The organism is Acidovorax sp. Q11, from assembly GCF_054950075.1.
This window is the reverse complement of the sequence record NZ_JBUDZG010000002.1, coordinates 116,434-141,736: the sequence shown is the minus strand read 5'-3', so window position 1 is coordinate 141,736 and position 25,303 is coordinate 116,434. Positions and strand designations below refer to the sequence as shown.

Annotated in this window: 22 protein-coding genes and 1 pseudogene; 6 read left to right on the top strand and 17 right to left on the bottom strand. The window is 65.5% G+C overall.

What is annotated here, in order from left to right; all coding sequences use genetic code 11:
- Positions 1-463 precede the first annotated feature (463 nt).
- Both ACYZGB_RS03080 and ACYZGB_RS03075 read left to right on the top strand, forming a co-directional pair.
- Complete coding sequence (locus ACYZGB_RS03080; protein ID WP_063459199.1) at positions 464-751, top strand: hypothetical protein; 288 nt, start codon at positions 464-466, stop codon at positions 749-751.
- A 77-nt stretch (positions 752-828) separates the two neighbouring features.
- A complete protein-coding gene (locus ACYZGB_RS03075) occupies positions 829-1,122 on the top strand; it encodes a DUF4148 domain-containing protein (protein ID WP_108617545.1) in 294 nt (97 codons plus the stop codon).
- Between the two features lie 137 nt (positions 1,123-1,259).
- Here the strand turns inward: ACYZGB_RS03075 and ACYZGB_RS03070 are convergent, their stop codons facing one another.
- Complete coding sequence (locus tag ACYZGB_RS03070) at positions 1,260-1,898, bottom strand: 3-oxoacid CoA-transferase subunit B (RefSeq protein ID WP_462386732.1); 639 nt, start codon at positions 1,896-1,898, stop codon at positions 1,260-1,262.
- A gap of 2 nt (positions 1,899-1,900) precedes the next feature.
- Positions 1,901-2,608, bottom strand: a complete 708-nt coding sequence (locus tag ACYZGB_RS03065; protein ID WP_063462793.1) for a CoA transferase subunit A — start codon at positions 2,606-2,608, stop codon at positions 1,901-1,903.
- A 76-nt stretch (positions 2,609-2,684) separates the two neighbouring features.
- Between ACYZGB_RS03065 and ACYZGB_RS03060 the strand changes: the two genes are divergently transcribed.
- Positions 2,685-3,230 carry a PAS and helix-turn-helix domain-containing protein gene (locus ACYZGB_RS03060; protein ID WP_094290661.1) on the top strand — a complete coding sequence of 182 codons (546 nt, stop codon included), beginning with the start codon at positions 2,685-2,687 and terminating at the stop codon, positions 3,228-3,230.
- Positions 3,231-3,446: 216 nt separating this feature from the next.
- Here the strand turns inward: ACYZGB_RS03060 and ACYZGB_RS03055 are convergent, their stop codons facing one another.
- The 11 genes and pseudogenes from ACYZGB_RS03055 to ACYZGB_RS03005 all read right to left on the bottom strand — a co-directional run bounded on the left by ACYZGB_RS03055 (position 3,447) and on the right by ACYZGB_RS03005 (position 14,938).
- The gene (locus ACYZGB_RS03055) at positions 3,447-3,845 is read right to left on the bottom strand and encodes a carboxymuconolactone decarboxylase family protein (RefSeq protein ID WP_462386731.1); all 399 of its coding nucleotides are present in this window, start codon (positions 3,843-3,845) and stop codon (positions 3,447-3,449) included.
- Positions 3,846-3,967: 122 nt separating this feature from the next.
- Positions 3,968-6,163, bottom strand: coding sequence for a catalase/peroxidase HPI (gene katG, locus ACYZGB_RS03050; protein WP_462386730.1), 2,196 nt, complete (start codon positions 6,161-6,163; stop codon positions 3,968-3,970).
- A gap of 181 nt (positions 6,164-6,344) precedes the next feature.
- Positions 6,345-7,262 carry an SMP-30/gluconolactonase/LRE family protein gene (locus tag ACYZGB_RS03045; RefSeq protein WP_462386729.1) on the bottom strand — a complete coding sequence of 306 codons (918 nt, stop codon included), beginning with the start codon at positions 7,260-7,262 and terminating at the stop codon, positions 6,345-6,347.
- 17 nt (positions 7,263-7,279) lie between these two features.
- Positions 7,280-8,182, bottom strand: coding sequence for an amidohydrolase family protein (locus ACYZGB_RS03040; protein ID WP_462386728.1), 903 nt, complete (start codon positions 8,180-8,182; stop codon positions 7,280-7,282).
- 3 nt (positions 8,183-8,185) lie between these two features.
- The gene (locus tag ACYZGB_RS03035) at positions 8,186-9,142 is read right to left on the bottom strand and encodes a tripartite tricarboxylate transporter substrate binding protein (RefSeq protein ID WP_462386727.1); all 957 of its coding nucleotides are present in this window, start codon (positions 9,140-9,142) and stop codon (positions 8,186-8,188) included.
- 58 nt (positions 9,143-9,200) lie between these two features.
- The gene (locus tag ACYZGB_RS03030) at positions 9,201-10,199 is read right to left on the bottom strand and encodes a Bug family tripartite tricarboxylate transporter substrate binding protein (RefSeq protein ID WP_462386726.1); all 999 of its coding nucleotides are present in this window, start codon (positions 10,197-10,199) and stop codon (positions 9,201-9,203) included.
- 73 nt (positions 10,200-10,272) lie between these two features.
- Complete coding sequence (locus ACYZGB_RS03025) at positions 10,273-11,214, bottom strand: NAD(P)-dependent oxidoreductase (protein ID WP_462386725.1); 942 nt, start codon at positions 11,212-11,214, stop codon at positions 10,273-10,275.
- Positions 11,211-11,897 carry an RraA family protein gene (locus ACYZGB_RS03020; protein WP_462386724.1) on the bottom strand — a complete coding sequence of 229 codons (687 nt, stop codon included), beginning with the start codon at positions 11,895-11,897 and terminating at the stop codon, positions 11,211-11,213. Before ACYZGB_RS03020 ends, ACYZGB_RS03025 begins: the two co-directional genes overlap by 4 nt.
- A 57-nt stretch (positions 11,898-11,954) precedes the next feature.
- Positions 11,955-12,953 (bottom strand): annotated as a pseudogene (locus ACYZGB_RS03015) (Bug family tripartite tricarboxylate transporter substrate binding protein).
- Between the two features lie 35 nt (positions 12,954-12,988).
- A complete protein-coding gene (locus tag ACYZGB_RS03010) occupies positions 12,989-13,894 on the bottom strand; it encodes an amidohydrolase family protein (protein WP_462386723.1) in 906 nt (301 codons plus the stop codon).
- 48 nt (positions 13,895-13,942) lie between these two features.
- Positions 13,943-14,938, bottom strand: coding sequence for a Bug family tripartite tricarboxylate transporter substrate binding protein (locus ACYZGB_RS03005; protein WP_462386722.1), 996 nt, complete (start codon positions 14,936-14,938; stop codon positions 13,943-13,945).
- Between the two features lie 146 nt (positions 14,939-15,084).
- Here ACYZGB_RS03005 and ACYZGB_RS03000 point away from each other — a divergent pair, with 146 nt between their 5' ends.
- Positions 15,085-15,888, top strand: coding sequence for an IclR family transcriptional regulator (locus ACYZGB_RS03000; protein WP_462386721.1), 804 nt, complete (start codon positions 15,085-15,087; stop codon positions 15,886-15,888).
- A gap of 50 nt (positions 15,889-15,938) precedes the next feature.
- Positions 15,939-16,511, top strand: a complete 573-nt coding sequence (locus tag ACYZGB_RS02995) for a peroxidase-related enzyme (RefSeq protein WP_462386720.1) — start codon at positions 15,939-15,941, stop codon at positions 16,509-16,511.
- Between the two features lie 88 nt (positions 16,512-16,599).
- Here the strand turns inward: ACYZGB_RS02995 and ACYZGB_RS02990 are convergent, their stop codons facing one another.
- Complete coding sequence (locus tag ACYZGB_RS02990) at positions 16,600-17,025, bottom strand: acyl-CoA thioesterase (protein WP_462386719.1); 426 nt, start codon at positions 17,023-17,025, stop codon at positions 16,600-16,602.
- A 139-nt stretch (positions 17,026-17,164) separates the two neighbouring features.
- The gene (locus tag ACYZGB_RS02985; RefSeq protein ID WP_462386718.1) at positions 17,165-17,947 is read right to left on the bottom strand and encodes an SDR family oxidoreductase; all 783 of its coding nucleotides are present in this window, start codon (positions 17,945-17,947) and stop codon (positions 17,165-17,167) included.
- A gap of 139 nt (positions 17,948-18,086) precedes the next feature.
- Here ACYZGB_RS02985 and ACYZGB_RS02980 point away from each other — a divergent pair, with 139 nt between their 5' ends.
- Entirely contained in the window at positions 18,087-19,787 is a 1,701-nt protein-coding gene (locus tag ACYZGB_RS02980; protein ID WP_462386717.1) for an electron transfer flavoprotein-ubiquinone oxidoreductase, read from the top strand.
- A 60-nt stretch (positions 19,788-19,847) separates the two neighbouring features.
- Here ACYZGB_RS02980 and ACYZGB_RS02975 read toward each other — a convergent pair whose 3' ends face one another.
- Positions 19,848-21,518, bottom strand: coding sequence for a methyl-accepting chemotaxis protein (locus ACYZGB_RS02975; RefSeq protein WP_462386716.1), 1,671 nt, complete (start codon positions 21,516-21,518; stop codon positions 19,848-19,850).
- A 96-nt stretch (positions 21,519-21,614) separates the two neighbouring features.
- Positions 21,615-25,277, bottom strand: a complete 3,663-nt coding sequence (locus tag ACYZGB_RS02970) for a hydantoinase B/oxoprolinase family protein (protein ID WP_462386715.1) — start codon at positions 25,275-25,277, stop codon at positions 21,615-21,617.
- Between the last annotated feature and the right edge of the window lie 26 nt (positions 25,278-25,303).

Genomic DNA, 25,303 nt, shown 5'->3' with positions numbered 1-25,303 from the left:
ACGTTCTCTTGCGGGGCACTGACACAAAACGCTCTTCGACACCGCATGGTCTTGATGCACATCAAGTGCCGACCGTGGCCTGCCAAAGGCCCCCTTGCACCGCCTGGGGGAGCGCGATCACCGGCTGCCACGGCGCTTTTCGCCACGAAAACCGCCGGTTGCACCGTTCCAAATCCGCATCAGGGTTTTCATGGAATGTGGATGGCTAAAGCCCGCTTTTTGCGCTCCATGGACAGTCAGTCTTGGGTAAACCCTGAAAAGTTCCACGCCGATTGTTTCCAATGCTGGAACAGTTAGTTCGCGACCCGGTGGTTTTTCTGTGACCTTTACCCGCGTACAGTTCACCCCATCGATGAGCCGAACCCGCAAGGCGACTCACCGAACCCGGTTTGAAGCAGCTTTCAGTTTTTGGCTCTTTGCTCCGGTTTTTTGAGCCGCTTTTTTAACTTCAAGGATTTTCATCATGAACAACACCGCACGTTTCCTCTCCATTGCCGCTGTCGCTGCTTTCGCCTCTTTTGGCGCCCACGCTGACGAAGCCGATGCTTCGCAGTTCGCCACGAAGTTCGAAACCAATCGCACCCGCGCCGAAGTGGCCGCCGAAGCCGCCACCGTGGCCCAGACCCGCAGCATCGAACCCGCTGGTTCGCGTGTGGTGACTTACAAGAGCACTGCCGACCGCGCTGCTGTGCGTGCCCAGGCTGCTGACGCTGTGCGCACCGGCCAGATCGCTTACGGCGAGCGTGGCTGAGCTGAATCCGCTGGATTCAATGCCCACCCTCTCTGATTACTTGAACCCCAATTTCTGAATTTCACCGGAGTTTCACCATGAACAAGACCGCTCGCATCATCTCCATCGCCGCTGTGGCTGCTTTCTCTGCCTTCGGCGCCCACGCTGACGAAGCCGACGGCTCGCAGTTCGCCCTGAAGTTCGACACGAACCGCACCCGCGCTGAAGTGGCTGCTGAAGCCGCCACCGTGGCCCAGACCCGCAGCATCGAACCCGCTGGTTCGCGTGTGGTGACCTACAAGTCCACGGCCGACCGTGCTGCTGTGCGTGCCCTGGCTGCTGAGGCCCTGCGCACCGGCCAGATCCCTTCGGGCGAATTCAGCGCCATGTAATTCCAACCGGCCTGTGCAGGCCGGTCGCGAAGTGCAAATGCCATAAAAAGGCCGGGGCCCCTTGTGGGGCCCCGGCCTTTTTGCTGCATTCCGTGCAGCCAACAAGTAGCCCTTGGCCCTGGCTGGCTGCGAGGGGATTACGGGATCAGCGTGACGCTGGTCTTGGCCTGCAGGGCCTCGAAGGTTACGCCCGGAGCCAGTTCCACCAGTTTGAGGCCTTGCGGCGTCACGTCCAGCACGGCCAAATCGGTAATGATGCGGTCCACCACGCCCACGCCCGTCAGGGGCAGCGTACAGGCGGGCAGGATCTTGAGGTCCTCGGTCCCGTCTTTCTTCTTGGCCACGTGCTCCATGAGCACGATCACGCGCTTGACGCCGGCCACCAGGTCCATGGCGCCGCCCATGCCCTTGACCATCTTGCCGGGGATCATCCAGTTGGCCAGGTCGCCCTTTTCGCTGACCTGCATGGCGCCCAGGATGGACAAATTGATCTTGCCGCCACGGATCATGGCAAACGACTGGTCGCTGCCGAAAATGGACGAGCCCTTGATGGTGGTTACCGTCTGCTTGCCAGCGTTGATCAGGTCCGGGTCCACCTTGTCTTCGGTCGGGAACGGGCCGATGCCCAGCATGCCGTTCTCGGACTGCAGCCACACTTCCTTGTCACCGGTGAAATTGGCCACCAGCGTGGGGATGCCGATGCCCAGGTTCACATAGAAACCGTCTTCGAGTTCTTGCGCCGCACGTGCGGCCATCTGGTCTTGGGTCCACGGCATGGTCAGGCTCCTGCTTTTTCTGTGATCGTGCGCTTTTCGATGCGCTTTTCGGGGTTGGCATTGAGCACGATGCGGTGCACATAGATGCCGGGCAGGTGGATGTCGTCGGGGGCCAACTCGCCCACTTCCACGATCTTTTCCACTTCAACGATGCAGACCTTGCCTGCGGTGGCGGCGGCGGGATTGAAATTGCGTGCGGTGAGGTTGAAACGCAGGTTGCCCGACTTGTCGGCCACGTCAGCCTTGACCAGCGAGACCTCGGGCACCAGGGAGCGCTCCATCACATAGGTTTCGCCATCAAATTCGCGCAGTTCCTTGCCGTCGGCCACGATGGTGCCCACGCCAGTCTTGGTGAAAAAGGCCGGGATGCCCGCGCCGCCCGCACGCAGCTTTTCGGCCAGCGTGCCCTGGGGGGTGAATTCCAGCTCCAGCTCGCCCGCCAGGTATTGGCGCTCGAACTCCTTGTTCTCGCCCACATAGGACGAGATCATCTTCTTGATCTGGCGGGTTTCGAGCAGCTTGCCCAGGCCAAAACCGTCCACGCCGGCGTTGTTGGAGATCACGGTGAGGTTCTTCGCACCCGAATCGCGCAGCGCGTCGATCAGGGCTTCAGGAATGCCACACAGCCCGAAACCGCCCACAGCCATCAGCTGGCCGTCTGCAACCACGCCCTTCAGGGCCTCGGCTGCGGAGGGGAATATCTTGTTCACCACGATCTCCTTATGAATTGGGATACGCTACGATACTACGTATCTAAATAAGTAGTTTCTCGTAAAGACTTGCACTATGGACGTTGACTACCGACTGGCTTTCGACATGGCCCCCGTGGGGCTGGTGTTGTCACGCAACCGCACCATGGTCGATTGCAACCGCCATGTCTGCGAGATGTTCGGCGCCTCGCGTGAAGTGCTCATCGGCCAGTCGTTCCAGGTACTTTACCCAAGCGCCGACGAGTACGAACGCCTGGGCGCGCACATGGAGCCCATCCTCAACGCCAAAGGCCACTATGCGGACAACCGCATCATGAAGCGCGCCAACGGCGAGGTGTTCTGGTGCCATGTGTCGGGCCGCGCGCTCAACCGCGAAAATCCGCACGCTTCGGGCATCTGGAGCTTTGAGGACCTGAGCTCGCAGCGCACCGTGAAGGCCGAACTCACGGGCCGCGAACGCGAGGTGGCGGCGCGCCTGCTGGAGGGCCTGACCTCCAAGGAGATCGGCCGGGCGCTGGAGATCAGCCACCGCACGGTGGAGATCTACCGAGCGCGTCTCATGCGCAAGTACAACGCCTCCACCGCCGCCGACCTGGTGCACAAGCTCCTGGCGGGCGGATAGGTTCCCCCTGAGTCGCTTCGCGCCTCGGTGCCACCGCCAGAAGCGGTGACTCTTCGGGCTCGTTCAAGCCTGCGCAGGCAGGCTTGGAGCCGCGGCCCTCAGCCCCTGAGGGGGAGGCCACCAGTGGCCTGGCAAAGCCAGTTCCACGGTGGCGCTGGCTTGGTACATGCCAGTTCTACGGGCGACAGGAAGCAGTCCAAACGGAAGACCGCATCGTCAGCCCTTCTTGGGCCCGTCGATCACCTCGGCGGCCGTGCGGAAGGCCTCCAACGCCGTGGGCAGGCCACAGTAGATGCTGGCGTGCAGCAGCACCTCCTGGATCTCCGCCGACGTGGCGCCATTGTTGAGCGCGCCGCGCACGTGGCCCTTAAGCTCATGCTGCTTGCCCAGCGCGGTAAGAAACGCCACCGTGATCAGGCTGCGCGTCTTCATGTCCAGCCCCGGCCGCTGCCACACATCGCCCCAGGCATTGCGGGTGATGAACTCCTGGATCGGCTGGGTGAACTCCGTGGCATTGCCAAAGGCATTGGCCACAAAGTCCTCGCCCATGACCTGCTTGCGCGTGGCCAGGCCTTTGTCGAAGTCCTTGGTGGAGGGGGTGGATGGTTGCGTCATGCGGGCTCTCTGGTTCAGTTGGGGCTGCCATCGTAGCCGCCCCATTCAGGCACAAGGCGCACACCCATAAAAACGCCCCCTGCAGCGTCCCTTGGGACCTGCAGGGGGCGTGGGCGCAACGTTCAGACCTTGCCCGCCGCCAGATCAAACCGGTCGAGATTCATGACCTTGGTCCAGGCGCGGGCGAAGTCCTGCACAAAAACCGCCTGGGCATCGCTGCTGGCATAGACCTCGGCCAGCGCACGCAGCACCGCATTGGAGCCAAACACCAGGTCGGCCACCGTGCCGGTCCACTTTTTGGCGCCCGTGCTGCGGTCAACACCTTCCAGCACGCCCGCCGAGGTGGCCGACTTCTGCCATTGGGTGCACATGTCGAGCAGGTTCACAAAGAAGTCATTGCTCAGCGCGCCGGGGCGCTGCGTGAAGACGCCATGAGACACCTGCCCCACATTGGCGCCCAGCACGCGCAGACCACCGATCAGCACCGTCATCTCCGGCGCGGTCAGCGTCAGCTGGTTGGCACGGTCCACCAGCAGTTCGGCCACAGCGCCTTCCAGGCCAGGGCGCACGTAGTTGCGGAAGCCATCGGCCACGGGCTCCATCACCTCGAACGAAGGCACATCTGTCTGCTCTTGCGAAGCATCCGTGCGGCCCGGGGTGAAGGGCACGGTCACGCTCTGCCCGGCCTGCTTCGCCGCAGCCTCCACAGCAGCGCCACCGGCCAGCACGATCAGGTCGGCCAGCGATATCTTTTTGCCGCCACTCTGTGCCGCATTGAAGGACTGCTGGATCTTCTCAAGCTGGCCCAGCACCTTGGACAGCTGCGCAGGCTGGTTCACGGCCCAGTCCTTCTGCGGCGCCAGACGGATGCGGGCCCCGTTGGCGCCACCCCGCTTGTCGCCGCCCCGGAAGGTGGATGCAGACGCCCAGGCCGTGGACACCAACTCAGCCACCGACAAACCCGAGGCCAGCACCTGGGCCTTGAGCACAGCAATGTCCTGTGCATCGACCAGTGCGTGGTCCACTGCCGGGATCGGGTCTTGCCACACCAGCACTTCGGCGGGCACTTCAGCGCCCAGGTACCGCGCACGGGGCCCCATGTCGCGGTGCGTGAGCTTGAACCAGGCACGCGCAAACGCGTCGGCAAACTGCTCAGGGTGGGCCAAAAAGCGGCGCGAAATCTTTTCGTAGGCCGGGTCAAAGCGCAGCGACAGGTCGGTGGTGAGCATGGTGGGCACCAGCTTTTTCGACGGGTCGTGTGCGTGCGGGATCGTCGCCGCAGCCCCCTTGGCCGTCCACTGGTGGGCGCCCGCCGGGCTCTTGGTCAACTCCCATTCGTAGCCGAACAGGTTTTCAAAGAAGTTGTTGCTCCACTGTGTGGGCGTGGTGGTCCAGGTCACTTCCAGGCCACTGGTGATGGTGTCGCCCCCCTTGCCTGACCCATGGCTGCTTTTCCAGCCCAGGCCCTGCTCCTCGATGCCTGCACCCTCGGGCTCCTTGCCCACCAGGGCCGCGTCGCCCGCACCATGGGTCTTGCCAAAGGTATGGCCGCCAGCAATCAGCGCCACGGTTTCTTCATCGTCCATGGCCATGCGCGCAAAGGTGTCGCGGATGTCGCGTGCGGCAGCGATGGGATCGGGGTTGCCGTTGGGGCCCTCGGGGTTCACGTAGATCAGCCCCATCTGCACGGCGGCCAAGGGGTTGGCCAGGTCGCGCTCGCCGCTGTAACGCTTATCGCCGCCCAGCCAGGTGGATTCAGCGCCCCAGTAGACGTTTTCATCGGGTTCCCATACGTCGGGGCGGCCACCGGCAAAACCGAAGGTCTTGAAGCCCATGGATTCCAGCGCCACGTTGCCCGCGAGGATCATCAGGTCGGCCCACGAAATCTTGCGGCCGTATTTCTGCTTGACCGGCCAGAGCAGGCGGCGGGCCTTGTCCAGATTGGCGTTGTCGGGCCAGCTGTTGAGCGGCGCAAAACGCTGCTGCCCAGCCCCTGCGCCACCACGCCCGTCCGCCAGGCGGTAGGTGCCCGCGCTGTGCCAGGCCATGCGCACAAACAGCGGACCGTAGTGGCCAAAGTCTGCAGGCCACCAGTCCTGCGAATCGGTCATCAGCGCGCGCAGGTCGGCCTTCAAGGCGGACAAGTCCAGGCTCTTGAATTCCTCGGCGTAATTGAAGTCGTCCCCCATGGGGTCGGTCAGCGGGGAGTTCTGGTTCAGGGGGCGGAGATTGAGCTGGTTGGGCCACCAGTCGGCATTACGGGGGCCCGTGGGCACGGCCTTGGTGTGGTCAAAGGGGCACTTGGCTTCGGTGGTCATGGGGCATCTCCTGTAGGAACGTGAATGAACGCATCAACAGGGCAGATGGTAGGAAGCAATCGATGACAGGTAAATTGAATCGATTGAATCGCATCAATAGCCAATTTCAATAAAACACCGGCCCACCATTGATGTTTTCAAAAATCTGCCACCCCGCCCCCACGCAAGCGTCTACCCCAGGTCAGCGCGGCAGCGCCAGCGGCAACCCGCCCACATCCAGCTGCGCGCACAAGATGTGGCCATGGGTGGAGTCGGTCACAAACACCGTGGTGCGCCCTGCCCCGCCAAACGCCAGGTTGGTAGTAGACGCCCCGGCAGGCCCGCGCAGCACCAGCACGGGCTCGGCCCGGTGGTTGAGCACCCACACATAACCCAGGCCCGGGTTGGCCACCAACAGGCGCCCGCTCGCGTCCACCGCCAGCCCGTCGGGGCCGCTCGGGCCATAGGACGTGAAGAACTGCCCCACTTTGGCCACGCTGCCATCGGGCAGCAGCGGCACGCGCCACACGCAGTTGCCACGTGTGGCGGCCAGGTACAGCACGCGGCCGTCGGGCGACAGGGCCACGCCATTGGGGCTGGGCACGTTGGCCAGCAGCAGATCGAGCTGGCCATTAGGGCGCAGCCGGTACAGGCGCCCGCTCGGGTCGTGCAGGCCGCTCTGGCCCTGGTCGGTGAAGTACAGGTTGCCGTCGGCGTCGAAGATCAAATCGTTCACGCCCTTGAAACGCTCGCTGTTGCGGCGTTCCAGGTACGGCGTGACCCTGCCGGTCGCGATATCGAGCCGCATCAACCCGTTCTTGTAGTCGGTGATGAGCAGCGTGCCCGCATCCATGAACTTCATCCCATTGGGCTCGCCGTCGTACTCGGCCACCAGCGTCCACGCGCCCTGCGGGTCGATGCGGAAAATGCGGCCCCAGGGGATGTCGGTCACATACAGGTTGCCTGCGTCGTCGAACACCGGGCCTTCGAGGAACGAATCGGTGACAGTGCCGCCCCGGTTGGCATCGGCCCAGGCGCTGCGCTCTGGGCGGCGGAAGGTGTCGGGCATAGAGCTGAAAAACGCCAGCTCGCGGACCTCGGGAGATTGCAGCAGAAACATGGAAGAGGCTTTCGTTGTCAGGAGGTGGCGCCGAAACCATACAGCCGCGCCGGGTTGTCCACCAGGATACGGTCCATCGCGGCATCCGAGCCCGCCCAGGCGCGCAGCAGGTCCACCAGGTCGGCATCGTTCACGGTGCCCGGCGCCTCGGTGGTGTGGGGCCAGTCGCTGCCCCACACCAGGTGACTGGGGGCAGCCCGCACCAGGGCTTGCCCCAGCGGCAGGGTGTCGGCGTAGCTGGGGCCCTGCACGGCAGAGCGCATGTAGGCGCCCGAGAGCTTGACCCAGGTGTTGCCGCTGTCCAGCAAGCGGCGCAGCACGCCAAAGGATTGGGCGGATGGACCTTCGGCCGGGTCGATGCGCCCCAGGTGGTCGATGACCAGCGGCACCGGCAGCGCCTGCAGCACAGGCGCCAGCACCACGATTTGCTCCGGGTGCGCGAACACCTGGATGTGCCAGCCACCGCAGTCCGCATGCCGTGCCACCTTGCCCGCCAGCGTGCTCAGCATCTGCGCCGTGGTGGTGCCCCACGATTGGGGTGAGACAAAGTTGACCCGCAGCCCGCACACGCGGCGCGCGGCCAGCCGGGCCAGCTCTGCATCGCTCACGCGGGGGTCCACCACAGCCACGCCACGTGCGTCGTCACCCAACTGGTCCAGCGCATCCAGCGTGCAGGCGTTGTCGGTGCCGTAAGTGGATGGCGTAACCACCACCGTGCGTGTGCTGCCCAGGCGCTGCTGCAGCTGCCGGTAGGCGGCCACGGGCGCATCGGGCGGCGTGCGCGGCCAGTGGGCAGACGGTGCAAAACGCGCATCGAAAATGTGCATGTGGCTGTCGCACGCGCCGGGCGGCAACGGGCGTTGCGGGCGGTTCAGACCCACCGAGTGCGGCACGGGCGTGGTCAGCGCGGGCAAAGGCATGGCTCAGTCGAGTTTGATGTTGCCCTTCTTCACCACCTCGCCCCACTTGCTGTCTTCCTTCTTGAGGAAGGCGGCAAACTCCGCAGGCGTGGAACCGATGGGCTGGGCGCCCAGGTCGGCCAGGCGCTGTTTCACTTCATCGTCCTTCAACACCTCTTGCAGGGCCTGCTGCAGTTTGGCGGCCACGTCGGCAGGCACGCCCGCAGGCAGGAACACGCCGTTCCACTCATAGGCCTCATAACCGGGGATGGCCGCCTCGGCCGCCGTGGGCACATCGGGCAGGCGCTTGGAACGCTCGGGCGCCGACACGGCCAGCGCGCGCAGCTTGCCGCCCGCCACATGCGGGTAAGTCGCGGCCACGGTGCCGAACATGAAGTCCACCTGGCCCGCAATCACGTCGGTGATGGCGGGGCCGCCGCTCTTGTAGGGCACATGCACCATATCGAGGCCCAGCTTCTGGGCCATCAGCTCCGCCGCCAGGCGCTGCACCGTGCCGCTGCCGCCAGAGGCAAAGTTGATCTTGCCGGGCTGCGCCTTGGCCTTGGCAATCAGCTCGCCCACGTTCTTGTAGGGCGCATCGGCCTTCACGATGAGCACATTGGGCGCCAGCAGCACCAGCGACAGTGGCTGCAGCGCGGTGCTGGCATACGGCATCTTGGGGAACAGATGCGGGTTGATGGAGTGTGGCGTGGCGTCGTACAGCATGGTGTAGCCATCCGCCGGGGCCTTGGCCACAAAACTCGCGCCAATGGTGCCACTGGCGCCCGCCTTGTTGTCCACAATCACGCTGCCGCCCAGCTTGGCGCCCAGGCGGGTGGCCACCACGCGGGCCACGGCGTCGGCCGCGCCGCCGGGGGCGTAGGGCACCACGAGGGTGATAGGCCGCTCGGGGAAGGCGGCATGGGCCAGGCCAGCGGCCAGGGCACAAGCAGCGATGACGGGTTTCAGAACACGGAACATGGGGGAGTCTCCTCTCAGATGAATGTGGGGCTAAAAAAGCGGGACGGGCGTGCGCAGCTCAGTCCGCCTTCAGGTCCAGATCGCGTGCAATCTGCGTATAGGTGGCCACTTCGCGACCGACCTGGCTGGCAAACGCCGCGCCGCAGGTGGCATCGGCGTCCAGCCCCAAGCCGCGCAACTTGTCGTTGGCCGCAGGGCTTTGCACAAAGTCCCGGGCCACGCGCTCCAGCTGCTGGGCAATGGCGTCGTCCAGGCCCGCCGGGGCCAGCAGGCCATACCAGGCGTCGGCCGAATACTTGCCGCCACCGGCCTCGGCAAAGGTGGCCACATCGGGCAGCAGCGACGACCGCTTGGGCGATGCCACGGCCAGCGCGGTGAGCTTGCCGCTCTTGATCTGCGGCAGCACTGAGCCCAGCGTGGCAAACGAGCTGTCGAGCTGGCCGCCCACCAAGTCCGTGACCACCGGCGCGGCGCCCTTGTAGGGCACGTGGTTCAGCTGCAAGCTGTTGGCGCGGGCAAACATCTCGGTGGCAAAGTGGCCTGAGCTCCCCACGCCCGCCGTGCCTGCGGACAGACGCCCCGGCTCCTTGCGCGCACGGGCCATGTAGTCGGCTAGCGACTTCACGGGCAGCGCCTGCCCCACCACCAGCACCGTCGGGCTGGTGGCTACGGTGCACAGCGGCTTGAACGACTTCACCGCATCGAACTTCACCCGCCCGGCGTACAGCCCCGGGATCATGGTGTGGTTGGTGGCGCCAAACAGCAGCGTGTAGCCGTCGGCGGGCGCGCTGGCCACCGCCTGGGCGGCCAGGATGGTGTTGGCGCCGGGCTTGTTGTCCACCACAAAGGGCTGGCCCAGCGCGAGGCTGGCGTGGTCGGCAAACGCACGGGCCACCACGTCGGTGGGGCCGCCTGCGGCAAATCCCACCACCAGCTTGACGGGCTTGTGGGGGAACGCAGTTTGCGCCCCTGCTGCGTCGGATGCTATACAAACAATAGCTATCAGCGCATGATGGACGCGCGCAGAGGCCGTTTTTCTTCTCAAAACTTTGTGCATGTCTTTGTCTCCATGGGCCGGGGCGCCCTGCCCCGTGCCTTTTTTCTCTTTGCTTTCAGGAAGGGGGCTGGCGTCAGGCCGCAGCCACCGCTGCGCCAGGCACGCGGGCCAACACGGCCAGCAGGTTCTGCGCCGCACCCACGCCCATGTTCACGTAGGCGTCACTGGTCACGCCGCCGATGTGGGGGCTGAGGATGAAGTGCTTCTCGCCCTGGAAGGGATGGCCCGCCACCATCGGCTCGACCGCAAAGCTGTCCAGCCCCGCCGCCATGACCTGGCCCGAGCGCAGGGCCGCCAGCAGCGCGGCCTCGTCGATCAGGCCGCCACGCGCCGTGTTCACCACGATCACGCCGCGCTTGCATTGCGCCAGCGTGGTGGCGTTCACCATGCCCCGGTTCTCGTCGGTCAGTGGGCAGTGCAAGGACACGGCATCGGCTTCGCGCCAGATCGTCTCCAGGCCCACACTCTGCACATAGTCCGGCAGGTTCTTCGCAAACGGGTCGAAGCCGATCACGCGCATGCCCATGGCGTCGGCCATCTTGGCAAACCGGAGGCCGATGGCGCCCAGGCCCACCAGGCCCACGGTGCGGCCACCCAGCTCCAGGCTTTTGTGCGTGGCTTTGTCCCAGTGGCCCGCGTGCATGCGCGCGTCGAGCTGCACCACCGATTTGGCGCAGGCCAGCAGCAGCGCCAGCGCCTGCTCGGCCACGGCGGCGGCGTTGGCGCCCACGGCGGCCACCACCTCAATGCCCCGGGCCTTGGCCGCCACCTTGTCGATGGTGTCAGTGCCGCTGCCGTGCTTGGAGATGACCTTGAGCGCGGGGGCCGCGTCCATCACCGCAGCGCCCACCTTGCCGTAGCGCACGATGATGGCCACGGGGTTGTGCGCACCGCACAGGGCCACCATGTCCTCTTCGGTAGGCGTCTTGCCTGCGTAGACGATGTCGTAGCCCGTGAGCAGGTCGAGGGCTTGCTGCGCCAGATCGGCGCCGGTGACGATGATGGTTTGGCTCACAGCGATTCCCCTTCCTTCAAAACGCCAGCAGCGCGCAGCGCGGCAGGCAGCCATTTCGATGCGGTGTCGCCGCGTGCAATGGCTTCGATGCGGGCGGCTTCGTCAGCCACCTTCTTGTCGGCCAGGGCCAGCATGGCGGGGGCTTTTTCGCGCTCGATCACCACCACACCATCGGCGTCGCCCACTACCAGGTCGCCCGCGTTCACCACAGCACCACCGGCGGCGATGGGGTGGTTGATGCGGCCGGGCACGTACTTGGTGGGCCCAGCGGGGTTGAAGCCCGCGCTGAACACGGGGAAGTCCAGCTCCAGGATCTCCAGCTTGTCGCGGATGGCGGCGTCCACGATCACGCCCGCCAGGCCGCGCTTCTTGCAGGCGCTGAGCATCAGCGTGCCCATCAGGGCCGCCGTCTGGTCGCCCTTGCCGTCGATCACCAGCACATCGCCCGGCTGGGCTAGGGCAATGGCGGCGTGGATCATGAGGTTGTCGCCAGGGCGCACTTCCACGGTGAAGGCCGGGCCCGCCACCTTCATGTTCTGGTGCACAGGGGCCACGCGGCCGTGCATGGTGCCGCGGCGGCCCGCCACATCGGCCAGGATGGCGGCCTGGTAGGTGGCGGCTTTTTGCACCACGTCAGCGCTCACGCGGTCAATGGTGCGGATGATTTCAGGGAGTTGGTTCATGGTGCTTCTATCAGGTAGAGAAATGAAAGGGGTAGAGAAGGCTGGCGGGCGCGCCCATCAGTCGGCCTGGATGTTTCCTTCTTTGATCACCTTGGCCCACTTGGCGGAGTCAGCCTTTTGCAGGTCACCCAGCTGCTGTGGCGTCCCCCCCACCAGCGTCACGCCCAGCTTGTCGGCCAAAGCCACCACAGCGGGGTCTTTCAGGGCCTTGTTGATTTCCTGGTTCAGGCGCTGCACCACGGCAGCGGGCGTCTTGGCGGGCGCAAACACGGCCTGCCACTACTCCACCACAAAGTCCTTCATGCCCACCTCGCCCATCGTGGGCACGGATGGCAGGGATTTGAGGCGCTGGGCCGACGTGACGGCCAGCGCACGCAGCTTGCCCGCCTGCACATGGGGCAGCGCGGCGGCGGCGGGCGCAAACATGAACTGCACCTGCTCGGCCAGCGTGTCTTGCAGCGCAGGGGTGTCGCCTTTGTAGGGCACATGGATGAAACGCGCGCCGGTTTGCTGCTGCAGCAATTCGCCCTGCATTTGCAGGATGGTGCCGTTGCCGCCCGAGGCAAACGCCAGCTTGCCCGGCTGCGCCTTGGCTGCGGCCAACAGGTCGGCCACGGTCTTGAACGGCTGGTTGGCCCCCACCACCAGGATGTGCGGGATGGTGCCCACGGTGACCACGGGCTCGAACGCCGCAATGTGGTCATACGGAAGTTTGGCCATGAGGTGCGGCGCAATGGCCTGCGGGCCGATGGAGGTGCCCAGCAGCGTCAGGCCGTCTGGCTGCGCCTTGGCCACAAAGGCTGCGCCAATGGTGCCGGTGGCGCCCGCCTTGTTGTCCACGATCACGCTGGTGGAGAGGGCCGGGCCCAGGCGCTGCGCGATGTTGCGGCCCAGCACGTCGGTGCTGCCACCTGCGGGGTACGGCACCACCCAGGTGATGGGCCTGCCGCCGGGCCAGTCGGCCTGGGCCCATGCGGGGGCGGCCAGCATGGCGCCTCCGAGGACCAGCAGGTTGCGGCGAGCGATGCGATGGAGGGGGCGTGAAGTGGGGGTCATGGCAATGCCTTCCAAACAATCAAACAAAGGGGTTGTCACAGCGGGCGGCCGAAGCCGTAGAGCGCCTGCGGGTTGTCCACCAACACCTGGTGCAGCAGCGCGGGGCCGCCGCAGGCAGCGGTCCAGTCCACCAGACGGTCCACCTGGCGCGCGTCGTCGGGCAGGGGCTGCACACCGGCCGATGCGGTGGCGTGGGGCCAGTCGCTGCCCCACAGCACACGCCCGGGCGCACAGCGCAGGTAGCTGGCGGCCAGCGTGTCGAGCAGCGGGTCTTCTACCGAATGCATGCTGCTCACGATGTAGCCGCCCGAGAGCTTCACCCACGCCTGCCCGCTTTGCAGCAGCCCCAGCAGCACCGCGTGTGCGGCGTGGCACCCCGCCTGTGCTGGAGCGATGCGCCCAAAGTGGTCAAACACCAGCGGCACGGGCAACTGCTGAAGCACGGCGCACTGCTCTGCCAGCTGCGGCGGCATCAGCAGCTGCAAATGCCAGCCCCAGGGCGCAATGCGCTGGGCCAGCGGCACGATGGAATCCACCGAGCCGGACACACCCAGCGACAGGTTCAGCCGCACGCCCCGCACACCGGCGGCGTGCAGCTGCTGCAGCTCGGCATCGCTTTCGCGGCCATCGATCACCGCCACGCCACGTGCCTCCACGCCCAGTGCGGCGAGCGCGGCCAGCCCTGCCAGCAGGCAGCGGTTGTCACTGCCATAGGTCGAGGGCGTGACCAGCACCACCCGCGTGGTGCCGATGCGCCGCTGCAGCGCGCGATAGTCCTGCGCCGACGCATCGGGCGGCAGCAGCCTGGCACCGGGTGCGGCAGGAAAGCGCTGGTCGTACACATGCACATGGCAGTCGCACGCACCCGCAGGCAGTGCAGTGCGCGGCGCGGCGGTGCCCGCCGAGAACGGTACAGGCGTGGCAAGGCAATCGCGGGACATGGCGATGGCTGTGCGAGCGTGGGTGGGGCTACTGCGCGGGCAAAGCCGTCAGTCCAGGCTGGCGCCCGAGTCCTTCACGATCTTGGCCCAGCGCGGCACCTCAGATTTGAGCAGCTGGCCGAACTGCTCGGCCGTGCCGCCCAGCACATCGCCGCCTTCGGAGCGCAGCTTGTCAGCCACATCGGGCTGCTGCAGGGCCGCGTTGATGGCCTTGTTGAGCTGCGCCACGATGGGTGCAGGGGTGCCCGCAGGCGCGAGGATGCCAAACCAGGTCACGGCCTCGAAGCCCTTGTAGCCGGACTCGGCCAGCGTGGGCACATCGGGCAGCTGGGGCGAGCGCTTGGCCGAGGTGATGGCGATGACCTTGAGCTTGCCGTTGCGCACCTGGCCCAGCAGCGTGGGCACGGAGGACATGTACAGGTCGATCTGCCCGCCCACCAGGTCTGTCATGGCCTGGGCGGCGCCCTTGTAGGGGATGTGGCGCAGCTTGATGCCCGCCGCGTCTTCCGCCAGCTCGCCCGCCAGGTGGGCCACAGTGCCGTTGCCTGAATAGCCCAGCGTGAGCGCATCGGGCTTGCCCTTGGCAGCGGCCACCACATCGGCATACGACTTAAACGGCGAATTGGCGGGCGCAGCCATCACGATGGGCGATGACGACACCAGGGCCACGGGCACCAGGTCCTTGATCGGGTCGTAGGGCAGCTTGGGGTAGAGCGTGGGGTTGATGGCTAGGTTGCTCGTCTGGCCCATGACCAGCGTGTAGCCGTCGGCAGGCGACTTGGCGGCGGCGTCCACCCCCAGGTTGCCGCCCGCGCCGGGGCGGTTGTCCACGATCACGTTCCACTTGTTCTGGTCGGTGAGCTTTTGCGCCACGGTGCGCGCAATCATGTCGGTGCCGCCGCCGGGCGGGAACGGCACGATGAGGCGGATGGGTTTGCTAGGGTAAGCGGCCTGCGCCAGAGCGGCCCCGGTGGGTGCGGCTGCGGCCTCAAAGCCCAGGAAGGCAGCACACAGGGAGCGCGAAAGCGAAGTGAAGGCGGTCATGAATTTGTCTCCGTTGTGGTGGTTCGTCACGCCGGTCTGCAGGAACTTTGTTGTGATACGTGTTCTGGTCCGGCGCCGTGGGTGCGACTGTACGCAGACGTTTCAACCCATACAATGCAGTTGCGTACCATGAAACGAATTGCGCCATGAGCAACCACCCCGCCAAGCCCTCCCGACCCCTCGCCCCCGCGCCCCGTCCCATGGCTCCGGCAGATGCAGAACCCGGTGGTGGTGTCATCGCCGTCACGCGTGCCCTGCAGGTGCTGGAAGCCTTTGCACTGGGCGAATCCAGCCTGCCCCTGGCCGAGCTGAGCCGCCGCTGCGGCCTGCACAAGACCACGGTGCTGCGCCTGGCGCGCACGCTGGCGCAGTCGGGTTTCATGGTGCAACGCGAGGATGGCGACTGGCGCCTGGGCCCGGCCGCAGGCTGGCTGGGCGCCCGCTACCAGGCCGGTTTTGACGTGCAGAACGTGCTGGAGCCCGCGCTGCGCGAGCTGACCCTTGCCACAGGCGAAAGCGCCGCGTTTTATGTGCGCGAAGGCAATGTGCGGACCTGCCTCGTCCGTGTGGAAGGCCCGCAGGCGCTGCGCCACCATGCACGCATGGGCGAAGGCCTGCCGCTGGACAAAGGCTCGCCGGGCCGCGTGATCCTGGCGTTTTCGAGCGAGCCGGGCAAGGCTTATGAAGAGATCCGAAAAAAGGGCTACCACTGGTCAATTGGCGAGCGCGAACAGGGCGTGGCCACCGTGTCAGCGCCGGTGTTTGGCATGCACTGGCGGCTGATGGGCTCGGTGTGTATTTCGGGCCCCGCCTCGCGCCTGCCAGCGGAAAAACTCGAAGCGCTGGCGCAGACAGTGATGGCTGCGGCCACCCAGTTGTCGTATGCGCTGGCGGGCAATTCCGCCGCGCCCGCCCAGAGTCCGGTGCGGGCGACCCACTGGCACCCTTGAGGCATCCGTGATACTTGCGGCATCCATCACAACAACCCCAGGAGACCGCCGTGAGCCGCTACCCTTTTCCCGACCTGAATACCCTGCCCGAAGACATCCGCGCACGCATCGTGGAAATGCAGGAGAAGGCGGGCTTCATCCCCAATGTGTTCCTGGCCTTTGCACGCCGCCCGGCCGAGTGGCGAGCGTTCTTTGCCTACCACGATGCACTGATGCTGAAAGAGGAAGGCAGCCTGACCAAAGGCGAACGCGAGATGATCGTCACCACCACCAGCGCGGCCAACCAGTGCCTGTATTGCGTGGTGGCGCATGGCGCGATCCTTCGCATCTACGAAAAGAAACCGCTCATCGCCGACCAGGTGGCCGTCAACTACCGCAAGGCCGACATCAGCCCGCGCGAACGCGCGATGCTCGACTTTGCGATGAAGGTCTGCCAACGCAGCCACGAGATCGAGGACGCCGACTTTGCCGCGCTGCACCCCCACGGTTTTGACGACGAGGACATCTGGGACATCGCGGCCATCACCGCGTTCTTTGGGCTCAGCAACCGCATGGCCAGCTTTGCGGGCATGTTGCCCAACCCCGAGTTCTACCTGATGGGCCGTGTGCCCAAGCAGAAATAAAGCAGCGCGGAGGCAGGCCTCAATACTATGCTTTTGATAGCATAAAGCGCTTATCCATCGCGCGCAGAGGCCCCTTTTTTACCTTGATTCAGTCTGCCGAGACCAGCGCCCGCATCCAGTCCGGCAGCGGTGCCGCCTTCTGCTGCGGGAAGTCCACCCAGATGGTGGTGGCCCCGCCCGCCGCGCAGACCACGCCCGGCTGGTCCACCCGCTCCAGCGTGCACCAGGTTTCAAACGTGGTGCGGCCCGGGTCGCTCACATAGAGCTTGAGCAGCACGTCTGCCGGGTATTCGAGCTGCTTGTAGAAGTTGCAGAACGCGTTGACGATGACCGGCCCCTGGCCGCGCGGGTCGGGGTTGCAGCCCACCGACACCATCCAGTCGATGCGCGCGGTTTCCAGGTATCTGAAATACACCGTGTTGTTGACATGGCCCATCGCATCCATGTCGCCCCAGCGCACATGAAAGCGCATCTCGTAGACCAGCTTCTTGGCTTCAGGAATTTCAATCTTCATCGATAGTCCAGGTTGGTGGTACCGCCCAGCGCTCTGCAACTGGCGCGCCCCCAGGCCAGTGCCACCGTGGAACTGGCTCTGCCAGGCCACCGGTGGCGTCCCCCTCGGGGGATGGTGCGCAGCGCCTCAGGGGGGCTTCCTATACAGCGAAGCCGTCGTCCGCCGCAATCACCGCGCCGTTGATGAAATGGCTCTGGTCGCTGGCCAGCATCACCAGCAGCGCATCCAGGTCTTGCGCGTTGCCCACGCGCTTGCGGGGCAGCATGTCGATGAGCTTCTTGCCCTGCTCGGTCTGCCAGTGGTGGTGGTTGATCTCGGTATCGATGTAGCCAGGGCATATCGCGTTCACGTTGATGCCGAACTTGCCCCACTCCATGGCCATGGCCTTGGTCATCTGCACCACGGCGGCCTTGCTCATGCAATAGGCGCCAATCTGCGGCAGCACCTTGAGCCCGGCCATCGACGCAATGTTGATGATGCGCCCGCCGGTGAAGCTGCCTGGTGCCGCGCCGCGCGAACGGGCCAGCATGCGCTTGCCCACCTCCTGCGCCACAAAGAACGCGCCCTTCACATTGGTGTCGAAGATGAAGTCGTAGTCCTCGGGCGTCACGTCCTGCAGGCGTTGCGTGGTGCTCACGCCCGAGTTGTTGACCAGGATGTCGATGGAGCCCATTTCGGTCTCGGCATGGGCCACGGCGGACTTGATGGAGGCGTGGTCGGTCACGTCGAGTTCGATCACGTGGGCGTCACCGCCTTCGCCCTCGATGCGCGCGCGCAGCTCCTTGAGCTTTTCCACCCGGCGGCTGGCCAGCACCACCCCGGCCCCGGCACGCGCCAGGGTGCGCGCAAACTGCGCGCCCAGGCCACTGGAAGCGCCGGTGATGAAAGCGACGCGGCCCGACAAGTCGATGCTGTATGCCATTTAGAGTCTCCCCACTGATCAAAATAGAACGGTCGTTCGATTGTCCATATTCCGTGAATACAATCAGTCGCCAGACAGACAGGGGCTGGCCCATGCTCTGCCGACAATAGTCCATTATCAAACGCCCGACGAGAAGCCCATGACAAACGAAGAAATCCTCGCCCAATATGGCCCCCGCGAATCCATGGAATACGACGTGGTGGTCGTTGGCGGTGGCCCTGGCGGCTTGGCCACAGCCATCCGCCTGAAGCAATTGGCGGCCGAAAAGGGCCAGGATGTCTCGGTCGTGGTGCTCGAAAAAGGCTCTGAGCCCGGTGCCCACATCCTCTCGGGCGCCATCATGGACCCCAAGGCGCTGACCGAGCTGATCCCCGACTGGAAAAAGCGCGGCGCCCCGCTCAACCAGCCCGTCACCGACGACGCCTACATCTTCCTGTCGGAAAAATCGGGCGTCCGTGTGCCCAACATGTTCCTGCCGCCGTTTGCGCAGAACCATGGCAACTACATCATCAGCCTGGGCAACCTGACCAAGTGGCTGGGCGAACAGGCCGAAGCCCTGGGCGTAGAAATCTTCCCCGGTTTCACCGCTGCCGAAGTGCTCTACAACGACAACGGCTCTGTCAAGGGCGTGGCCACCGGCAATATGGGCATCGGCAAAGAGGGGGAGCCCACCGAGAACTTCCAGCTGGGCATGGAGCTGCTGGGCAAGTACACCGTGTTTGCCGAAGGCGCACGCGGCCACCTGGGCAAACAGCTGATCGCCAAATACCACCTCGACAAGGACCGTGACCCCCAAAGTTTCGGCATCGGCATCAAAGAGCTGTGGGAGATCGACCCCAAGAAGCACCAGCCCGGCTTTGTGATGCACACCGCTGGCTGGCCCATGGAGAACGACACCTACGGCGGCGCCTTCCTGTACCACCTGGAGGGCAACAAGGTGGCCCTGGGCTTCGTCACCGGCCTGGGTTATGCCAACCCCTACCTCAGCCCCTTCGAAGAGTTCCAGCGCTGGAAGACGCACCCCAACGTCCGCTACTACTTCGAAAACGAAAAGGGCGAGATCACGGCCAAACGTCTGTCGTATGGCGCGCGCGCCATCAACGCCAGCGGCATCAACGCCCTGCCCAAGACGGTGTTCCCGGGCGGCGCACTGGTGGGCTGCAATGCCGGTTACCTGAACGTGGGCCGTATCAAGGGCAGCCACGCCGCCATCAAGACCGGCATGCTGGCAGCCGAAGCCGCCTACGACGCCGTGGTGGCAGGCCGCCAGCACGACGAACTGAGCGCCTACCCCGAAGCCTTTGAAAAGAGCTGGCTCTACACCGAGCTGAACAAGGACCGCAACTTCAAGAACTGGTTCAAGTACGGCCTGACCACGGCCACGCTGATGAACGGTTTCGAGCAGTTCGTGCTGCGCGGCCACATCCCCTGGACGCTGCACCGCGACAAGCCCGACCACGCCTACCTGAAGCCTGCGGCCGAGTGCAAGCCCATCGTCTACCCCAAGCCCGATGGCAAGCTCACGTTTGACCGCCTCTCCAGCGTGTTCATCAGCAACACAAACCACGAAGAAAACCAGCCCGCCCACCTCACGCTCAAGGACGCGAGCGTGCCGGTCAACATCAACCTGACCAAGTACGCAGGCCCCGAGGCCCGCTACTGCCCTGCCGGGGTGTACGAATTCGTGGCCGACGAAGCCAAGGGCGGCAACGCCCAGCGCCTGCAGATCAACGCGCAGAACTGCGTGCACTGCAAGACCTGCGACATCAAGGACCCCACCCAGAACATCGTGTGGGTTACGCCGGAAGGCGGCGGTGGCCCGAACTACGCAGGAATGTAATCCAAATTGATAGCAAACAATGCTTGAGGGGCCCGCGCAGGGCCCCTTTTTTATTGATTTTTACGCCGCCCGGGCCAGCTGAAACTGCCCCATGGCCCCCGCCAGCCGGTTGGCCTGGTCCTTGAGGCTTTGCGCCGCCGCCGCGCCCTCTTCCACCAGCGCGGCGTTCTGCTGGGTCATGTGGTCGAGCTGGTCCACCGCCTGGCTCACCTGGCCGATCTGCGTGCTCTGCTCGCTGCTGGCCTCGTTGATCTCGGACATCAGCGTGGTCACGCGCTCCACGCTGTGCACGATGTCGCCCATGGTGGATCCCGCAGTCACCACCAGTTTGGCGCCATCGCTCACCTTGGCCACGCTGTCGGAGATGAGCGCCTTGATCTCGCGCGCCGCGTTGGCGCTGCGCCCGGCCAGGCCCCGTACTTCACTGGCCACCACGGCAAAGCCACGCCCCTGCTCGCCCGCACGGGCGGCCTCCACGGCGGCATTGAGCGCCAGGATGTTGGTCTGGAACGCGATGCCGTCGATGATGCCCACGATGTCGGCAATCTTCTTGCTGCTGGCGTTGATCTCTTCCATGGTCTTGACCACCTGGTGGACCACCTCGCCGCCCCTGCTGGCCACCTGCGTGGCGCTGTGTGCCAGTGCATTGGCCTGGCGCGTGCTGTCGGCATTGGCCGCCACCATCTGCGCCAACTGGGCAATGCTGGCCGCCGTCTGCTGCAGGTTGCTGGCGGCGTGTTCGGTGCGAGCGCTCAGGTCGGTGTTGCCCGCCGCCACCTCGGAGCTGGCCACGTGGATGGATTCGCCCGAGTCGCGCACCTCGGTCACCACGTAGTGCAAGGACTCGACCATGCTGTTGAGCGCCGTGAGCAACTGGCCGATCTCGTCGGTGCGCTGTGTGTCCATGCGCACCGTGAGATCGCCCTGCGCCACCAGGGCAGCGGCGTCGGACGCCTGGCGAAGCGGCAGCACGATCGAGCGACGCAGCAGCCAGCCAAACAGCGCCGACAGCCCCACCACCACCAGCACTGCAATTGCGCTGATCCACTGCGCGCGCGAGGCGTCGCTGATCATGCTGTCGCCCGCCCGCAAAGACGCCTGCTCCGACGCCGCGAGCAACTGGTCGATGGCCGTGAGGTACTGGGCCAGGGCGGCGGCATGCTCCTGCAGCTCCTTCTGGCTGATGATCTTGGCTTCAAGCGCGTTCTGCACCAGCGCATCGCGCAGCACCGCATAGCGCTGCCGCTGCGCCTGGGCCTGGGCCCACAGGGGTTTGGTGCTTTCGGCGGTCGATGCCTGGGCCAAGGCCGCCTCGATGCGCTTGCGCTGGGCATCTTCGGCAGCCAGCTGCGTGCGCATTTCGGCCACCAGCGGGAACACGTCCGACGACAGCGTGGCGCGCAGCGCAATCTGGCCGATGGCCACCGACTGCGTTTTCCAGTCCCGCACCGAGCGCTCGATGGGCAGTTGCTCGGCCGTCAGCAGCGCGGCCTGGCGGCCTGTGCCCTCGCCCGTCATCCAGGTGGTGGCCCCCAGTAGCGCCACGGCCAGCCCGAGGATGCCAAAACTCGCGGCGAGCTTCTGACCCACGCTCAGGCTGCGGCCGCGCCGCCGGGGCACAGCGGGCGCCTGGGCCGCATCGGCCCGTGGCTCAGGATGGATGGCATCCACAGGCGGTCCAGACAGGGAGGTGCCTTGAGACACACCAGATGTAGCGGGCAAGTAGTTCATGCGTGTTCTCCTGGTTCATCCATGCCCCGCACCCGGCGGGGCCGAAAGGCTGCGCTGGCGGCAAGTGCAGCCAGCGCCCCGCCTTCATCGCAGCGGTCAGTGCGCCACGCACTCTCCAAACCCGCCACCGCCGGGCGTGGAGATCTCGAACACATCGCCCGGCTCCATCAGCGCGGCACCAATGTGGCCCAGCTCCTCGACCTGGCCATTGGCGCGCAGCACCCGGTTGGCGCCCGCGCGCCCGGGCTGGCCGCCCGCCATGCCGAAGGCGGGGTTCAGGCGCCCGTTGGAGAGGATGCTGGCCGTCATCGCCTCCAGGAACCGCACCCGGCGCACGCCACCATCGCCCCCCGCCCAGCGGCCTGCGCCGCCCGAGCCGCGCTGGATCTCGTAGCTGTCGAGCACCACCGGGAAGCGGAACTCCAGCACCTCGGGGTCGGTCAGGCGCGAGTTGGTCATGTGGGTCTGGACCACGCTGGTGCCGTCAAACCCGCGCACCGTGCGGCCCGAAGCGTCGAACACCGCACCCGCACCGCTGCCGCCGGCAATGGTTTCGTAGTACTGGTACTGCGCATTGCCGAAGGTGAAGTTGTTCATGGTGGGCTGGCTGCCCGCCATCACGCCCAGGGCGCCGAACAGCGCGTTGGTGATGCAGGTGGAGGTCTCCACATTGCCCGCCACCACCGAGGCCGGCGGGTTGGGGTTGAGCATGGAGCCTTGCGGAATAATGACCTGCAGCGGCTTGAGGCACCCGGCGTTGAGCGGAATGTCGTCGTCCACCAGCGTGCGGAACACATACAGCACGGCCGCCATGCACACGGCGCGCGGGGCGTTGAAGTTGTTCATCTGCTGCGCGCTGGTGCCTGCAAAGTCGATCACCGCGCTGCGCTCGGCCACGTTGACCTTCACCGACACGCTGATTTGCGCGCCGTTGTCCAGCGGCAGGGTGAACTGCCCGTCTTTGAGCTGCGTGATCACACGGCGCACGGACTCTTCGGCGTTGTCCTGCACATGGCGCATGTAGGCCTGCACGACATCCAGGCCAAACTGGTCCACCATCTTCGAGAGTTCCTGCACGCCCTTCTCGTTCGCAGCGATCTGTGCGCGCAGGTCGGCCAGGTTTTGCTCCGGGTTGCGGCTGGGGTACGGCGTGGTGCCGCCCCCCGTGGCCAGCAGGTTGCGCACGGACTCTTCCAGGAAGATGCCCCTGTCCACCAGCTTCACGTTGTTGATCTGCACGCCTTCTTCATCAATGCGCGTGGAGAACGGCGGCATGGAGCCCGGTGTGGTGCCGCCGATGTCGGCATGGTGGCCCCGGCTTCCTACATAAAACGTGGGCTCGTTGCCCTCGGCCACGTACACCGGGGTGATCACCGTCACATCGGGCAGGTGGGTGCCGCCGTGGTACGGGTCGTTGAGCATGTACACATCTCCCGGGTGCATCTTGCCCGCGTTCTCGCGGATCACGGTCTTGATGCTCTCGCCCATGCTGCCCAGGTGCACGGGCATGTGGGGTGCGTTGGCAATCAGGTTGCCTGCGGCATCGAACAGCGCGCAGCTGAAGTCCAGGCGCTCCTTGATGTTGACCGAGTAGGCCGTGTTCTGCAGCTGCAGCCCCATCTGCTCGGCGATGTTCATGAACAGGTTGTTGAACACTTCGAGCAGCACCGGGTCCACCGTGGTGCCTGCGGCGTACTGCACCTTGCGGGCCGTCACGCGGTCCAGCACCAGGTGGTCCAGGTCGGTCAGGCGCGCAGACCAGCCGGGCTCGACCACCGTGGTGGTGTTCTTCTCGGCAATGATGGCCGGTCCAGGGATCACGTCGCCGGGGTGCAAGTCTTCGCGCACCACCAGCGCGGCGGTGTGCCATTCACCGCCCGAATACATGCGCACGCTTTCGCGCTGCGGGTGCTTGCGGTGCGGGTGCACGGGCAGGCGCGGCTCGGCGGGGGCATCGCCTGCAATCATGGCTTCGACCGACACAGCCTCCACCACCAGGCCCTTGCCCGCCATCAGGAAGGCAAAGCGCTGGCGGTAGGCCTTTTCAAAGGCGGCCTGGATGCTGGCCATGTCGCCAAACGGCACCACCAGGGCCGAATCGGTGCCTTCGTAACGCACGTGCACGTTGTGGCGCACCTGCACCGGGTTGGCGCTGACCTGCTGGCGCTCCAGTTCGGTCTGGGCGGCGGTGCCCAAGGTGTCCAGGCGCTCGGCTATCAGCGGCAGCGACGCGGCGGCCAGTGGCATCTCCACGGCTTGTTCGCGGATCACGGTCTGGTCGGCCAAGCCCATGCCGTAGGCGCTGAGCACACCCGCCAGTGGGTGCACAAACACGCGCGACATGCCCAGGGCATCGGCCACCAGGCACGCATGCTGGCCGCCCGCGCCGCCAAAACACTGCAGCGTGTAGCGCGTCACGTCATAGCCACGGGCCACGCTGATCTTCTTGATCGCATTGGCCATCTGCTGCACAGCGATCTGGATGAAGCCTTCGGCCACTTCTTCGGGCTGGCGCTGGGTCTGGGTGGCGATCTCCTGGAAGCGTGCGCGCACCGCATCGGCATCCAGCGTTTCATTGGCTGCCGGGCCAAACACGCTGGGGAAAAAGCGCGGCTGCACCTTGCCCACCATCACGTTCGCGTCGGTCACGGCCAGCGGGCCACCTCGGCGGTAGCTCACCGGGCCGGGGTTGGCACCTGCGCTCTCGGGGCCCACGCGAAAACGCGAGCCGTCATACGCCAGCACCGAGCCACCGCCCGCCGCCACGGTGTGGATGCTCATCATGGGCGCACGCATGCGCACACCGGCCACATGGGTCTCGAACTCACGCTCGAAGGCGCCCGCGTAGTGGCTCACGTCGGTGCTGGTGCCGCCCATGTCAAAGCCGATGACCTTCTCATGCCCCGCCAGCCCTGCGGTGCGCGCCATACCCACAATACCTCCCGCCGGGCCGGACAGGATCGCGTCCTTGCCCTGGAAGGTGCCCGCATCGGTGAGGCCGCCGGATGACTGCATGAAAAACAGCTTGACGCCTGGCATCTCGCTAGCCACCTGCTCCACATAGCGACGCAGGATGGGCGACAGATAGGCATCGACCACCGTGGTGTCGCCCCGGCTCACGAACTTCATCATGGGGCTGGTTTCGTGCGAGGTGCTGATCTGCGTGAAGCCCACTTCTTTGGCAATGCGCTTGGCCGCCTGCTCGTGCTGCGTGTAGCGGTAACCGTGCATGAACACAATGGCTACGCTGCGCAGGCCACGCCCATAGGCCGCCAGCAGGTCACCGCGCAGGGTGGCCTCATCCAGGTTCTGCAGCAGGCCACCATGGGCGCCCATGCGTTCGCGGGCTTCGATGACCTCGGTGTACAGCAGCTCGGGCAACTGGATATGGCGGTCAAACAGGCGCGGGCGGTTCTGGTAGGCGATGCGCAACGCATCGCGAAAACCGCGTGTGGTGACCAGCAGCGTGGGCTCGCCCTTGCGCTCCAGCAGCGCATTGGTGGCCACGGTGGTGCCCATCTTCACGCATTCCACCAGCGCGGGGGTGACGGGCTCGCCGGGCTTCAAGCCCAGCAGGTGGCGAATCCCCGCCACTGCCGCGTCTTTGTACTGCTCGGGGTTTTCAGACAGCAGCTTGTGGGTGGTGAGCGAGCCGTCGGGCCGCTTGGCCACGATGTCGGTGAAAGTGCCGCCCCGGTCAATCCAGAACTGCCAGCGGTTGCCGGCCGGTGCGGTGGTCATGGTGGAGGGTGCTTGCATGGTGATAGGACTCACTGGTTAACGGA